General features: G+C 46.9%; 14 protein-coding genes. 8 read left to right on the plus strand and 6 right to left on the minus strand.

Annotated elements, in window-relative coordinates:
• Positions 1-116 precede the first annotated feature (116 nt).
• Positions 117-632 (minus strand): DciA family protein, encoded by a 516-nt coding sequence (locus JFC05_RS00810; RefSeq protein ID WP_105244068.1) that lies wholly within the window; start codon positions 630-632, stop codon positions 117-119.
• A 240-nt stretch (positions 633-872) separates the two neighbouring features.
• Here JFC05_RS00810 and JFC05_RS00815 point away from each other — a divergent pair, with 240 nt between their 5' ends.
• Complete coding sequence (locus JFC05_RS00815) at positions 873-1601, plus strand: CHAP domain-containing protein (protein WP_198335356.1); 729 nt, start codon at positions 873-875, stop codon at positions 1599-1601.
• A gap of 124 nt (positions 1602-1725) precedes the next feature.
• On the opposite strand, the gene JFC05_RS00820 is transcribed toward JFC05_RS00815, so the two are convergent.
• Positions 1726-2418, minus strand: coding sequence for a DOMON domain-containing protein (locus JFC05_RS00820; protein ID WP_198335357.1), 693 nt, complete (start codon positions 2416-2418; stop codon positions 1726-1728).
• A gap of 311 nt (positions 2419-2729) precedes the next feature.
• Positions 2730-3041, minus strand: a complete 312-nt coding sequence (locus tag JFC05_RS00825) for a YhbY family RNA-binding protein (RefSeq protein ID WP_075100455.1) — start codon at positions 3039-3041, stop codon at positions 2730-2732.
• Between the two features lie 332 nt (positions 3042-3373).
• Here JFC05_RS00825 and JFC05_RS00830 point away from each other — a divergent pair, with 332 nt between their 5' ends.
• The 7 genes from JFC05_RS00830 to JFC05_RS00860 all read left to right on the plus strand — a co-directional run bounded on the left by JFC05_RS00830 (position 3374) and on the right by JFC05_RS00860 (position 10836).
• Positions 3374-4006, plus strand: coding sequence for an RlmE family RNA methyltransferase (locus JFC05_RS00830; RefSeq protein WP_075100456.1), 633 nt, complete (start codon positions 3374-3376; stop codon positions 4004-4006).
• A 305-nt stretch (positions 4007-4311) separates the two neighbouring features.
• On the plus strand, positions 4312-6207 hold the full coding sequence (gene ftsH / locus JFC05_RS00835; protein ID WP_198335358.1) for an ATP-dependent zinc metalloprotease FtsH: 1896 nt from the start codon (positions 4312-4314) through the stop codon (positions 6205-6207).
• 197 nt (positions 6208-6404) lie between these two features.
• Entirely contained in the window at positions 6405-7352 is a 948-nt protein-coding gene (gene folP / locus JFC05_RS00840; RefSeq protein ID WP_198335359.1) for a dihydropteroate synthase, read from the plus strand.
• A 28-nt stretch (positions 7353-7380) separates the two neighbouring features.
• Positions 7381-7671 (plus strand): FAD assembly factor SdhE, encoded by a 291-nt coding sequence (locus tag JFC05_RS00845; protein ID WP_198335360.1) that lies wholly within the window; start codon positions 7381-7383, stop codon positions 7669-7671.
• A gap of 37 nt (positions 7672-7708) precedes the next feature.
• Positions 7709-8167 (plus strand): hypothetical protein, encoded by a 459-nt coding sequence (locus JFC05_RS00850; protein ID WP_198335361.1) that lies wholly within the window; start codon positions 7709-7711, stop codon positions 8165-8167.
• 273 nt (positions 8168-8440) lie between these two features.
• The gene (locus tag JFC05_RS00855) at positions 8441-9151 is read left to right on the plus strand and encodes a YidB family protein (RefSeq protein ID WP_198335362.1); all 711 of its coding nucleotides are present in this window, start codon (positions 8441-8443) and stop codon (positions 9149-9151) included.
• 227 nt (positions 9152-9378) lie between these two features.
• Positions 9379-10836 carry an anion permease gene (locus JFC05_RS00860; RefSeq protein WP_105244060.1) on the plus strand — a complete coding sequence of 486 codons (1458 nt, stop codon included), beginning with the start codon at positions 9379-9381 and terminating at the stop codon, positions 10834-10836.
• Between the two features lie 29 nt (positions 10837-10865).
• Here the strand turns inward: JFC05_RS00860 and JFC05_RS00865 are convergent, their stop codons facing one another.
• The 3 genes from JFC05_RS00865 to trmB all read right to left on the minus strand — a co-directional run bounded on the left by JFC05_RS00865 (position 10866) and on the right by trmB (position 14905).
• Positions 10866-11918, minus strand: a complete 1053-nt coding sequence (locus tag JFC05_RS00865; protein ID WP_198335363.1) for a regulatory protein RecX — start codon at positions 11916-11918, stop codon at positions 10866-10868.
• 30 nt (positions 11919-11948) lie between these two features.
• A complete protein-coding gene (gene recA / locus JFC05_RS00870; protein ID WP_198335364.1) occupies positions 11949-13007 on the minus strand; it encodes a recombinase RecA in 1059 nt (352 codons plus the stop codon).
• 1064 nt (positions 13008-14071) lie between these two features.
• Complete coding sequence (trmB, locus tag JFC05_RS00875) at positions 14072-14905, minus strand: tRNA (guanosine(46)-N7)-methyltransferase TrmB (RefSeq protein ID WP_198335365.1); 834 nt, start codon at positions 14903-14905, stop codon at positions 14072-14074.
• Between the last annotated feature and the right edge of the window lie 77 nt (positions 14906-14982).

The raw sequence follows: 14982 nt of genomic DNA on the forward strand, positions 1-14982 counted from the left end.
ATAATGAATGAAAGCGACAGACGATTTTTTTTGTTTGCGATATTACAAAAACCCAGCGTTCAAGGGGTGGTTTTCTGTTTTTGTTTACATAACTTTACATAGTAACGAGATGATTTTTAGTGATTTGCGAGGCGCAAAAGTGCTTTTTTGAGATTTTCATCAGTGGTGACATGCTCTGCAGCCTGTGATATAGTCCGCTTTGTGTTTTGGCTAAGAGCCTGATTTTTATTAGCTTTACGAGATTTTGATGAGGCCGCCGCTAGCCCTGAAGATGATTTTGATAGGTGATTTTCAGTAGAAGTATTGGCTACAATGACGCGAATTTGCTTGAGTTGTTTAAATGTAATTGACTGCTCATTAAGGACTTGCAAGTACGCGCTCTGTAAATAGCGAATATGGTTAGCAGCCGTCATTGAGCTGACACTGAGCACCAATTGCTCAGCAGTAAGTCCGACGACCCAGCAGCTATTGAGGATTTCCTCAGGTAGACAGTCTACCAGTAGCGCTTTTATCTCATTGGTCGCTTTTATATAAAACTGCATATTATCAGCAAGGGTTTGAGGTAGTGCGCTACCAGCAAAAGCTTGATGATCAATAAGTTTGGCAAGCCGATTGGGCTGTTTTTTTGACATCGTGATAACTCATCTAGTAGGTGACACAAACGATATTTATCATAAACATGCTAACCGCAGTATATAACAAGTGAGTGATGAGGCAGTTGACCAGACCAAAACTATCGGTGTGAGTCACGATAAAAGAAGTGGTTGTGATAAGGATTTTATCATGTTTGCTTGATGTGAATATCCTCTAAATTAATTGATGCGTCGTCATGGATGACGAGCAATCCTGTATTAACCATAGGTAGTAAATTTATGAAACAAGCTTTATTAATTTTGTCAGTATTGGGAATGGGCATAGCACAGACGAGTGGTGCTGTCGAAACGACCTTTCAACCAAATAATACCTTGAGTCATACCGTCACAAACATCTCTAATTCTGTGAGCTACGGTTCTAGTCGCAATATCTATAGCACCAATAGCGGCGCCCATGTTTATAGTAATGATGAAATCAGTCAAGCAATTGACAACCTAAGTGCTCATGCCAAGCAAAAAGAATACCAGCTTGCCTCGCTCACCAGCCGCCTCTCTTATGAGCAGCGCCAGCAGCAAGCAAGCCGTGTACCTGATAGCAACTCAGCCCCTGCCATTGCCGCAGCACGTGCTTCACGCGTGGCGTTGTCTAGAAGCTCTGGCTACTGTGCCCGCTACGTCCGTAAAGCCTTGCAATCAGCAGGCTATGAGTTTACGCCAAATCCTTCAGCGTATCAGTATGCCACGCGTGGCACGCTTGCCCAAGCAGGCTTTACCAAAATCAGTAATGACACACCGCATCAGGTGGGTGATGTGATCGTCTATGACCGTAGCTCAAGACGCCCGCACGGTCATATCCAGATTTTTGATGGTACCAACTGGGTATCTGACTTCCGCCAAAAAGGTATCAGCCCATACAGTGGTGTCCATAGTTATACCACATGGCGCGACTCACAATACGTAGATGATGCCTCAGATCGTGGTATCTATCTTGCGATGGCAGACAAATAATAATCTGTTTAGTAATCAGCTGATAGCGAGCTGATTTACCGATTTTCTCCAAACTCAGTAATGCTCTTTATGACGTTACTGAGTTTTTTTTATTTGTGCTGTCATAGCACGAAGCACACGAGACCTAAAGCACAAACTGGCCCCAATGCTGGCGATTGTGAAAATCAGGCGGGGTAGCGTGAGAGGGCGCAAAATATAGCGCTGTTTTATCCAGCCATAAGATAACGCAGGGATGGAGGTACTCAATCACGGTGCCATATACGGCGTATTGCTGATGCGGCAATGGCGTCACTGGTATATGCAAGTAACGCTCAAAATCAACTGAGCGGGCCAAGTTTATACCTGAGCTTGAATTTACGCTCGATGTTGGCCAATCGAGCGTGGCACGGGTTTGCAGATCGGTCATCAGGGCTGGCGGCGGCAAAGTATCTGGGTGCCGATAGTCATCAAACTGATAAAGCGCGTAACGACCGTCTGGACTGGCATTGATTTCGATATAGGGTGTCTTTGTCACTGCCAGCGTAGAAGGTTGCGGCGTTTTGGCACTGATAAAGCACTCAAGGCAGGTCTCCTCCCACAGATAGTCTGCAAAACCGACCTTGTCTGGCTGCCATGCTGGCCACTCTAGTCGGTGCGCCATAGAGGGTGTGGGCATGTTGATCTGATAATGAAGCTGTAGATAAAAAGGCGACGTCTGGCTGATGTCTGCGTGTACGCTCACGCGGATCTCTGATAGCGCAGCGATACTGACATCTAATTGCTGCGCCTGGGTGGCGAGGTTGTCGGTGGCTAAACGCAAATGAAAGACTTGGCTCATGATGTAATCACTGTTTCGATACGCACTAGTTTTGATAGGCAGCCGTTTCGATAGGTAGTATGAATACTGCGCGAGGTCTATTGCGCTAGGTCTATATAATTAATCCTACATAAAAAAACTGCGGTGCCAGAGTGCTACTGGTATTTACTTCATAGTAGATTGATTATATACCCATCATGCAAAAAACCGCGAGCAACATGCCGCGCGGTTTTGGGTTATAGCAGATAGCAGGCGTATTGCGGCATGGTCATACACAGCACGACCATTTATTTATTCGCGCTAAATATACATCGCCTCTTTGCGCCGACATACTACTGGGCGTGACGAGTGAGATTAGAGAGTTTTGGATTGGCATTTGGGTTTTGGCGTAGTAGCAAGGCCATACGACCGATAGAATGTACCAAAGTGGCGTTTGCCGCCGCCGCAAGCTCTGCCCCGATGGTATCACGCTCTTCTTTGGTGCCGGCCGGTAGTTTTACCTTGATGAGCTCATGATCTGATAAAGCACGATCAATCTCTTCGGTGATGGTGGGAGTGATGCCTTTGTTGCCAATCATAACGATAGGCTTTAGCTCATGGCCGATGCCTTTTAGACGTTTGATGGTAGCGTTATCGAGTTGCATAGAATTCCTAGGTATTGATAAAAATAAAAATATTACCGCCAACAGCAGTGAGTGATCATTATAGATAATCTATGACCAACTTGCATGAGATCGGCAGGATTTTGCACGATTTTACGTGCCGAAAATGTTAAACTGAAGGTTTGACCACATTATAAACGCTACTGCCTTATAAAACAGTTATTTAACCAAGAGAATTTGATGATTTAAGCGCATTTATAGATAAATCGCCTCATTGGTACTATATTGGTACTATGTCTTGCGTGCATCAGGCGTTTCAAAGTGTATCGTTAGCAAAGCGCATAAAGTTTTGCAGAGTAATAGGAGCAGGTATTTTGGCCACGCGTATCGAAAACAAAAAATTGTCAAAAAGCAGCAGTGCTTGGATGCAAGAGCATATTGACGACCATTATGTACAAAAGGCCCAAAAAGACGGCTACCGCGCCCGCGCAGCTTATAAGCTCCTAGAAATCAACGAAAAGACCAGCCTAATCAAAAAAGGCATGACGGTTGTGGATTTAGGCAGTGCGCCTGGTAGCTGGTCACAAGTGGCCGGGCAGTTGGTGGGTGATAAAGGTATTTTAATCGCCTCTGATATCTTGCCGATGGATGCGTTGCCAGATGTCACCTTTATCCAAGGTGACTTTCGTGAAGCTGAGGTGTTTGACGCGATTATGGCAGAAGTGGGCGATCGGCAGGTCGATGTGGTGCTATCAGATATGGCGCCCAATACTTCTGGCAATCGCGCGATTGATCAGCCGCGTATGATGTACCTATGCGAGCTGGCGGTCGACTTTGCGCTGGCAACCTTACCCAAAGGTGGCGCGCTTATTATGAAAGTGTTTCAGGGTGAGGGTACACAAGAATTACGTCAGCAGATGCAGCGTGATTTTAGTAAAATCCGTAGCATCAAGCCCGCTGCCTCACGACCACGATCAAAAGAGATGTTTTGGGTGGCGATCAAATAGTTTTAGTTTCAATGAGTTACTGCTATTGTAAGCGGGAGAGTATGCCATTATAAAAGATGGATACCATGCGTGAAAATCCGCTACAATCGTTAACTGAATAAAAGTGAAACCTGCTTGAATTATGCAGGGAAACACCACATATCATGGTATATTAACTTTGTTTTAAGCATGCGTTTTAGGCAAAGTCGTCTGATAATAAACGCCCGATACGCTCGTTGAGATTTATATATCGTCAAATGAGCCAAACGTTTATGGACGTCACGTGTTTAGTAAACACACCAATAAGTAAGGGATGGGAATAACTAGTGAGCGACATGGTAAAAAATACCTTATTGTGGCTGGTGGTAATCGGCATTTTGGTGCTGGTGTTTAGCGGCTTTGATCAATCCTCTGAGCCGGATAACCTTAACTACTCTGAGTTTGTGACCGCGGTGTCAGAAAATCAGGTAGCCAGTGTTGAAATCGATGGCGAACAAATCACCGGTGAAAAGAAAAATGGCTCATCTTTTGAGACCATTAGACCCGCTGTGTCAGACGACGAGCTGATGCCGCTGTTGCGTGAAAATCAGGTTGAAGTTCAAGGAACTGCTCCGAAACGCCAAAGCGTCTTGATGCAATTGCTGATAGCCAGTTTCCCAATTTTATTGATTATTGGTCTGTTTTTATTCTTTATGCGTAATATGCAAGGCGGCGCTGGCGGCAAGGGCGGTGGTCCGATGAGCTTTGGCAAATCAAAAGCCAAAATGCTCACCGAAGACCAAATCAACGTCAATTTTGAGGATGTCGCAGGCTGTGAAGAGGCCAAAGAAGAAGTGGTCGAGGTCGTTGACTTCTTGCGCGATCCAGACAAGTTTACCAAGCTAGGTGCGACCATCCCACGCGGTATCTTGATGGTTGGACCGCCTGGTACGGGTAAGACGCTATTGGCGCGTGCCATCGCTGGTGAAGCCAAAGTACCGTTCTTCTCTATCTCAGGGTCTGACTTTGTCGAGATGTTTGTCGGTGTGGGTGCCTCACGTGTGCGCGATATGTTTGAGCAAGCGAAAAAGAGTGCCCCTTGTATTATCTTTATCGATGAGATCGATGCCGTTGGTCGCCACCGTGGCTCTGGTATGGGCGGCGGTAATGATGAGCGTGAGCAGACATTGAACCAACTATTGGTTGAGATGGACGGCTTTGAAGGTAACGAAGGCGTGATCGTGATTGCCGCGACCAACCGCGCTGATGTACTCGATAAAGCGCTACTGCGTCCAGGTCGTTTTGACCGTCAGGTACAAGTAGGCTTGCCCGATATCAAAGGTCGTGAGCAGATTTTAAAAGTACATTTGCGTAAATTGCCGAATACTGTCGGTGTCGATGCCAGCTCGCTTGCGCGTGGTACGCCTGGCTTTAGCGGTGCCCAGCTGGCCAACTTGGTCAACGAAGCGGCACTATTTGCCGCCCGTCGCAACAAAACCAGCGTCGATATGAATGACTTTGAGGACGCAAAAGACAAGCTATATATGGGTCCTGAGCGCAAATCGATGGTAATACGCGAAGAAGAGCGCCGTGCTACTGCTTATCATGAAGCAGGACATGCCTTGGTTGCTGAGCTACTACCAGGTACCGACCCTGTGCATAAAGTAACGATTATGCCGCGCGGATTTGCCCTTGGTGTGACTTGGCAGCTACCTGAGCATGACCAGACCAGCATGTATAAGTCAAAAATGCTCAATGATATTGCTATTTTATTCGGTGGCCGTATCGCTGAAGAAGTCTTTATCAATCAGATGTCAACGGGCGCGTCCAACGACTTTGAGCGTGCTACCAAAATGGCACGAGCGATGGTCACTAAGTACGGCATGTCTGATGCGCTAGGTATCATGGTGTATGAAGATGAAGACAGCTCACAAGGTTATTTTGGCTCTAGCAGCCGTACGATTTCAGAGGCCACACAGCAAAAAGTCGATGAAGAAGTGCGCCGCATGTTAGAAGAGCAATATGGTATCGCTCGCGAGCTGATCGAAGCCAACCAAGACAAGATGCATGCGATGGTCGACGCCTTGATGAAGTGGGAAACCATTGATCGGGATCAGTTGCAAGACATCTTGGCAGGTGAAGAGCCACGTCCACCAAGAGTGTATCAGCCCAACGAAGTGAACTTGTCAAAAAATGATGTGAAAACAACGGGTCCGACACCGCCGCCATTACCAGCGATGTAGAGCAAGCAAGTAAAATTGCAAAAGACAGCTGGCAGATCAGTGTTTAAGCTAAAAAGCCCTTTTTGATAAAGGGCTTTTTTATGGCTCGTATTTTACTCAGAATTTAGAACCGTATGGTATTTACTGGTATCATAAGCAAACGGTAGCCAATACCGATTGTCCTTTTTTTAGTCCCTTTTATTGATAATGGATGGCCTATGTCATTGTTTCAGCCTTTACCGACTTATCGCATTCGCAGCCGCAACAAAGTGTTGGATTTATCGCAGCCGCAGGTGATGGGAATATTAAATGTGACGCCAGACTCGTTTTCAGATGGTGGTCAGTTTACCGCGGTACATAAAGCGCTGCAGCATTGTAAACAGCTGATAAATGAAGGGGCGACGATTATTGATATCGGCGGCGAATCTACCCGTCCAAATGCCGCGCCTGTAGCGACGGATGAAGAAGTGCAGCGTGTGGTGCCAGTGGTGACAGCCATTCGTCAGCAGTTAGGTGAAATGGGTCAGGATATTTGGCTGTCGATCGATACCAGCAGCCCGACTGTGATGCAAGCAGCGTTTGATGCAGGCGCTGATATTTGGAATGATGTACGCGCGCTCAGACGTGATGGTGCGGCCCAATTAGCAGCAGAACTTAATATACCGGTGATGCTGATGCATATGCGCGGCGAGCCCACGACCATGAATGAGTTGGCGCAGTATGATGAGGTAGTCAGTGATGTCAGTCGCGAGCTGCTTGCTCGTATTGAAGAGGTGACTTGTGCTGGCGTGAAGCGTGAAAACCTCATCATCGATCCAGGCTTTGGTTTTGCAAAAGATTACGAGCATCATCGTGCACTATTGACCCAGCTTGATAAGTTACAAACGCTTGGTTTGCCATTGATGTTTGGTATCTCGCGTAAGCGTTTTTTGGCACAAATACTCACTAAGAGCGGTGTAACAGCAGTTGCCACTACGCAAGCGAGCGAGCGCGATGCGATCGGTACTGCGGCTGGATTGTTGGCATTGCAGCAAGGCGCGAGTATCATCCGTACTCATAATGTAGCGATGATGCAGCAAGCGGCCGCGCTTTGGCAGCAATTAACCGAGTATCATCAAACCTCTGTCATTACGACCAACAACCCTTACTATCAGTCTACTAAATAATGTACCTACTAGCTATAAGGCGTTTCCTATGAGCATATCTGAAAACAAACAACCTGAGCCAACCAATGAGCAGCGCCGCGTCATCTATCAAGCCCGCCGCGGCCTAAAAGAGCTGGATTTTTATATCGATCCTTACGTCAAGGAGCGGTATTTGACCGCAGATGCTGTTGAACAGGCGACCTTTGCCGAAATGCTCACCCACGAAGACCCAGATTTATTGGATTATTTTACCAATCAATCGCGACCTGAAGATGATGCAATCTGGGCGCTGGTCAATAAAATTAAAACATGGCGTCATACCAAAGAGTTGATGCCCTAATTCGCTACCACACACCTTATGAGATTACCGCGATATCATGGATTCGATAACTGCCCTGCGTATTGATACTGCTATCGAGCCTAAGAGCCGATTGCGCTTGCTGTTACATCTGAGCTTAGCAAGTATCATGATAGGGCTTGGTATATTGGCGTCTTTGGCGCTTTGGCAGTACGTGCTGGTCTTAGCGGTGGCAGCCGCCGTGTTTGGTTATTTGACCGTATCGTGGCCGACCCTGCTACATCTAAGCCAGCCGCCACTGAGTCAGCGCCTTGATCAACACTGGCAGCTTCTGATGCGTACGTCGCAGGGGGAGGGTTTATGGTTGGCAAACCTACAAGCCGTTCACCGTTTTGAGTGGGCGCTCAGTTTTGAATTTGATATCATCGAGCCTTATCAGCGTTCGTTGGCCGTGACAGTTTTTCGCGATCAAGTCAGCCCCGAGCAGTGGCGAGAGCTAAATGTTTTGGCCAATATGAGCACGGGCAATACGGTCTAAATACTTATCTTCTTTCCCCTTGCACCGATGTGCAGGCTTACAAGCGCCTACATGTCATAACAAAGTACCTATCTCGATTGTCAAAAAAGCTTGCTATATTAATAGCACTATTTATTAACAACTAACTAACAACACTGTTGTAGAAAGTATGGTTATAAAAATTATGGTGATAATGTACGTTGTGAGGCAGCGGCATTAAAAAATGGCTACCGACAAATAACGGCTAAAAAAACACTGCGCTAGACCACGATAATGATAAAAAAGGAGAAAAATATGAGTTTATTAGGAAATTTAGTCAGTCAGGTGGCTCGTCAAGCCATGAATCCTGCTGACGCCCAGCATAACCCAGTTAATCAGCGGGCTGATACAAGGCGGACGGGCGGTCTGGGTGATATCTTAGGAAGCGTGCTGGGAGGCAGTCAGGCAGGTGGCTATAATCCGCAGCAGTATGACCGTAAACCTGATAACGGCTTTGGCCTAGATGATATCATCGGCGGTCTTACTGGCGGCGCGCAGCGTGGTGGTGTCAGCGCAGGCGCTGGTGGTTTGGGTGATATCTTAGGAAGCGTACTGGGTGGTCAGCGCAGTCAAAGCGGCTTTGGCGGTAAAGGCATGCTTATCGCCGTGCTTATGCCCATGGTGCTCAGCTGGATCAAGCGTAATGGCGGTCTGAGCGGTGCATTATCCAAAATTACGGGCATGGGCTATGAAAACCAAGCACGCTCTTGGATGAGCAATCAGCAAGACAATGAAAATCTCGATCCAAACGATGTCAATCGATTGTTTGATGAAAGTGAGATTCAACAAGTGGCAGCGCGTACTGGTGCCAACGAAGCCGAGGTGCGCCAAGGCATTGCAGAGCTGCTACCTGAAGTCGTAAATCAGCTTACCCCCAAAGGTAACTTAGATACTGAAGCGGAGGCTAACGAAGAGATTGATCAGATCATCAGCCAGTTGTCCAACCGTCTAGGCACTTTACGATAATGGCCCCATGTTTGTGTTATAGCTACCTTTAGCTGTGTAGTCTGCCGCTACTTACGCAGACAGCTGATAGCGGCCAAAAGAGCACGTTTGTATAGCGTGCTCTTTTTTATTTTGAGGACTTCAATAATACATGCTACATAGATATGTTAAAAATGGTGAACAAATGCGCAACGGTGCTGGTAATCTTATAAGATGAGGGTATCAGCCACTGCATAGGATACTGACGCATGCCGTTTAAGCCGATCCAAGCCGCTATTGCCATCGTCGTAGGTCTTATCATCTGGTTTGTCATTCCTGTACCGACGGGCGTCACCGCTGACGCATGGCACATGCTGGCTTTATTTATTGCCACCATCGTTGCCATTATTGGTAAAGTGCTACCCATCGGGGCGATAGCGGTCATCGCCGTGACGCTCGTGGCTTTGACGGGTGTGACCAGTGACAGCCCAAAACAAGCCATCAATGATGCGCTCTCTAGCTATTCAAGCCCGCTGATATGGTTGATTGGTATCGCAGTGATGATATCGCGCGGCCTTATCAAAACCGGTCTTGGTCGCCGCATTGCTTATTATTTTATTTCTATCTTTGGCAAAAAAACCATCGGAGTCGCGTACTCATTGACGGCGGCTGAGCTGATGATAGCGCCTATCACGCCGTCGAATACCGCGCGTGGTGGCGGTATTATTCATCCTATTATGAAATCTATCGCCCAAAGCTTTCATTCAACGCCAGAGGAAGGCACGCAAAATAAAATTGGTCGCTATCTGGCGATGGTCAATTACCATGCCAATCCGATTACCTCAGGGATGTTTATCACCGCGACCGCGCCCAACCCTTTAGTGGTAGACCTGGTAAATAAAGCCACAGGCGGCAACATTCAGCTGTCGTGGACAACTTGGGCTGTGGCGATGTTTGTGCCGGGCATCCTGTGTTTGGTGGTAATGCCTTTGGTGATTTATCTGATCTATCCGCCTGATGTCAAAGTCACACCCGACGCTAAAGGTTTTGCAAAAGACAATTTGGCAGACATGGGTAGCATCAGCCGCCAAGAAAAAATCATGCTCGGTGTGTTTGGCCTGATGCTACTACTCTGGGCCAATATCCCAGCGCTGCTATTGGGTGAGCAATACAGCGTCGATGCCACGACGACGGCTTTTATCGGTCTGACGACTTTGATATTGACTGGGGTGCTGACGTGGGAGGATATTCTCAAAGAAAAATCTGCTTGGGATACCATCATCTGGTTTGGTGCCTTGATTATGATGGCCGCTTATCTGAATGAGCTTGGCTTGATTCGCTGGTTTTCTGACAATATCGAAGCGATGATTGGTACGACGGGTCTGGGCTGGGTAGGTGCCGTGGCGATTTTGACGCTGGTGTATTTGTACATTCATTACTTCTTTGCAAGTACGACTGCGCATATCACCGCTTTATTTGCCGCCTTTTATGCCGTTGGGCTGAGCTTAGGAGCGCCGCCCATGCTATATGCGCTGATTTTGGCAGCAGCGGGCAACATTATGATGACCCTCACTCATTATGCGACCGGTACCGCCCCCGTCATCTTTAACTCAGGGTATGTGACCCTAAAAGAGTGGTGGGGCATCGGCGCTATCATGAGTGTGGTCAATCTGGTGATTTGGATAGGGGCAGGTATGATATGGTGGAAAGTGCTTGGCTATTATTAATAGGTAGCTGAGTGTTAGATGAGTCACGGTTAAAATCGCTCATCTAATGTCTCAAGCGTGTAGTCAAGGGCGGCAAAGCAGATGTCACTCTTAAAGCCTCTATACTGCAAAAACCGTAATTGACGAGCCTTGTCTTTTGGCTCACGGGGTAAGGTATTGCCGTATTTTTTGGTGCGAGCGGTCACCGCTAGCTTTAGCCAGTCAACGCCTTCGACCAGATTGTCATCACCATCCTCGACAAATTCGCTAAATTCCTCAGACTCTGCATTTGCCATATCAATGAGCTCATCAATATTGCTTGGCATAGTGATTTGCTTTTTATAAAACTCCTGCTTGATACGCTGACGGCCGCGGCCTTTACGAATGTTTTCACGAATCAGCATAAGGGTAGTGCGATAATCACTTTGGTAGCCTTTTTCCTCAAATTCATCGAGTAAGGCATCAATCTTGTCTGGGTCTTGCTCCTTATCGAGCAGTTTTTGCTTTAGCTCTGCTTTACCGTACTCACGGCGCGATAGATAATAAAAAGCCAGCCAGCGCAGGCGACTCTCTGCCTTGATAGCGTCAATCTCAGCTTGCCTTTGTTCAGGGGTGCGAAGATACGCTTTTAGAGCAGCAGGTAAGTTGTCCGCTTGCGCGTCTGTACTGTGACTATGGGCAGCTTTAGGGCCAAGTAGTGGCGCTGAGCCTTCTGTGCTTTCTAAATGATCTACACCCTCTAGGCGCGCATCGCTATCAGCGGTGATGGTAGGGGCGCTATCGTCCGAATGGCCATGAATATGATGCTTTACCTCGGCCAGCATCTCTTTGATACTTTGCGCCTTTGGTGGCTGATACGCAGGTGCGTCGTTAGGCTCAGGGCTAAATCTCGCGGCTGGATGAAAGCGTTTTTCACGTCTTTTACGTTTGGCTGTAGACGCTGACTTCTGAGACGTATTTTTATCGACCCGTGCTGCATGAGGCGATCTGAGCGCTTTGGGTGTTTGGGAGGTTTTAGAGGTTTTTTTTGGCTTGCTAGTAGGGGCGCTCGCTGAGTCGGCGTCCGATTCAGCGAGTATTTCAGCTAAGGTTTTAATGTTCATAATCAATCATAACGATAAATAAGCGTGCCGTTATTGTACTGGCTCAGGCGCTAGGTCTTCATCTTTTTGAGAGGCGTCAGTGTCTTTGGCGTCTTTTTTGCTACCAAGCTTTTCTTCACGGATCTTATCTTCGATTTCTTGAGCAATACTAGGGTTTTCTTTTAAGAAAAGCACAGAGTTGGCTTTACCCTGACCGATTTTTTCATCGCCATAGCTATACCAAGAGCCTGCTTTACCCACAGCGCCAATTTCGACACCTAAGTCGATGACCTCTGCTAGGTGATTGGTGCCTTCGCCATAAGTGATTTCAAACTCAGCTTGGCGGAAGGGTGGTGCCATTTTATTTTTGATGACCTTGACACGGGTTTGGTTGCCGATGATTTCATCACCGTTTTTGACCGCACCGATACGGCGAATATCCATACGTACTGAGGCATAGAATTTCAGCGCATTACCACCGGTTGTGGTTTCTGGGCTACCAAACATCACGCCGATTTTCATACGGATTTGGTTAATAAACACCACCATACAGTTGGAGCGTTTGGCATTACCTGTGATCTTACGCAGCGCTTGGCTCATCAAGCGGGCTTGTAGACCCATGTGCGAGTCACCCATCTCACCTTCAATCTCAGCGCGCGGCGTGAGTGCGGCGACGGAGTCGACCACGATCATATCGACCGCCCCCGAGCGTACCAGCATATCGGTAATCTCCAGCGCCTGCTCACCGTTATCAGGCTGAGAGAGCAGTAGGTCATCTGTATTGACCCCAAGCTTACGCGCATAAACAGGATCAAGCGCATGCTCGGCATCGATAAAGGCACAAGTACCGCCTTGTTTTTGACACTCAGCGATTGCTTGTAGCGTCATGGTGGTTTTACCTGAGCTCTCTGGCCCATAAATCTCAATGATACGGCCTTTTGGCAAGCCGCCAATACCAAGCGCGATATCTAGTCCTAGCGAGCCTGTCGAGACCACATCGGCATCGAGGACTGCAGAGTCATCGCCCAGTTGCATGATGGTATTTTTACCAAATTGTTTTTCGATTTGACCAAGTGCGGCTTTAAGGGCTTTGGCTTTATTGTCGTCCATACTGGATTCCTTGTCTTCAATCATTAGTGTAAAACGATAAATTCGATGATAGATAAAATACGGGTAATAGGAGGGCTATGGGCCATATATACTGACGGCTCCCCAAATGGTAGGCAACGGCCAGTGTCTAGCAAGACAAATAAGATGTCGTATCGATGATGTCGAGAGTGCAATCATTCTACTATACAGTAAAATTAATGACGGATAAAAGTAAATAAAAGTTTGATATCACTGCTTGTACAAGTAGCGCCTTCTCATTATTAAGGCGTTTGTTCATCTCGCTAAGCGTTAGGGGTGTATGGTTGATTGATAAAGGTATTATAACAAAATCTGGATAGCATACTAAGGGTACAGGTATGCTAAACGACATCGGTTGTCGCATGCATATTATTTTTAGAGTTATATAAGTATTGGCAAAATTAGTGAGTATTTTGGATAGGAAAATGGTATTGTTTGTCAATAGGGTTTGCAGTTGTCCACAATAAATCCTCGGTAAAAATTCGCTGATTGTGAAACATCGGCTTTGATTTCGGTTTTTCTAAAAAATATGAAAAATAAATTTTTAGCTTCTCTATATCGATGCAAGTTATTGATTTTTAAATAGTTTTAAATTGTACAAAAAATGAACGATTTTACCTGACCCTTTAATATATCTAGGAAAATGCTTGTCAAGTGCTGACTTATACACAGGGTTATCCACAGCTTATGGGGAGAACTCACCAAGCCCTTGTAACATCAATGTTTGCGCAAATCGCTTATTATGGCTTCTTAAAGATCAAAGCGGATTTTGTGATGTCACGTGTGTATTTTTCTCAAAAAATTAGTCTGTGTTGCCGACGTTTCACACCATAAAATAGTTATATTTATAAAAATAAAACCTTCAAAATGGTCGCAAGAAGCGCTGAGTTGACCGTATGGTAAGCTTTTTATACTTAGTCGGCCGTGTTAAGGCGCGTTTTTCTTTATCATCTTCGCTGGCAAAGCGCCGCGCATAAAAAAGGCGGCTAATCTGTTAGCCGCCTTTATCGCTCTTTATCTAAGAGTAGATTTTTAATTGTTTGGTGTTAGTCTTTGCTATAAATCAAATCCCAAACGCCATGACCACGCGCGATGCCGCGGCGCTCAAATTTGGTCATTGGACGAAAGTCTGGTCTGTCAATAAAGTTACCTGTGCCTGCTTGGTTGGTGAGGCCAGCAAAGTTGTCTAGTACCTCCAGCATCCAAAAAGCATAATGCTCCCAGTCAGTGGCGGTATGAAACCAGCCGCCTTGGGTTAGGCTGCGTGTCACAATCGCCATGCGCTCAGGACTGACAAAGCGGCGCTTATAGTGGCGCTTTTTTTGCCATGGGTCAGGGAAGTACAGCTGAATACGGTCGATATGGTTTTCTGGTAGCTGTTTGAGTAGTTGGATGGCGTCACCATTGATAATCTTGACGTTACGCAAGCCTTGGGTGCCGCCCATATAGGCGCATTTGCCAATGCCTGGCTCATGGACTTCGATACCGACAAAGTTGCGCGCCGGCTCTGCGGCGGCCATCTCGATGAACGAGTCGCCCAAGCCAAACCCAATCTCTAGGGTCAGCGGTGCGTCACTGCCATTTGGGCTATCGGCAAATAGCGCGCGCAAGTCATGGATGCCTGTTAAGTCGCCATCGCCAAAGCTGTTATTGACCAAATAATCGGCAAACTCGGGCGCAGTCAACGCCAGCTCGGCGTTTTTGTTCATGTGTGTACGCCGTTTCATAAAGGTGTTGACGATACGAATGTGTTTGTCCGCGGCAGGCGTGCTTTGGTTGTCATCAACGTCAGCGCTCGCTGTGTCGACGTCGATTAGGGTTTGCTCATCAGTGGTTGGCGTACTGGTGAGATTGTCATTACTATCAGGATGTTGACTCATAAGATGGGCAGTGCTTCATTAGGTGAGTGAGATGGCGTCATTATAAGTGATATTGTTGCGACTGTGAATGTGCAATA

Source organism: Psychrobacter celer, assembly GCF_016107555.1.
Lineage (GTDB): Bacteria > Pseudomonadota > Gammaproteobacteria > Pseudomonadales > Moraxellaceae > Psychrobacter > Psychrobacter celer.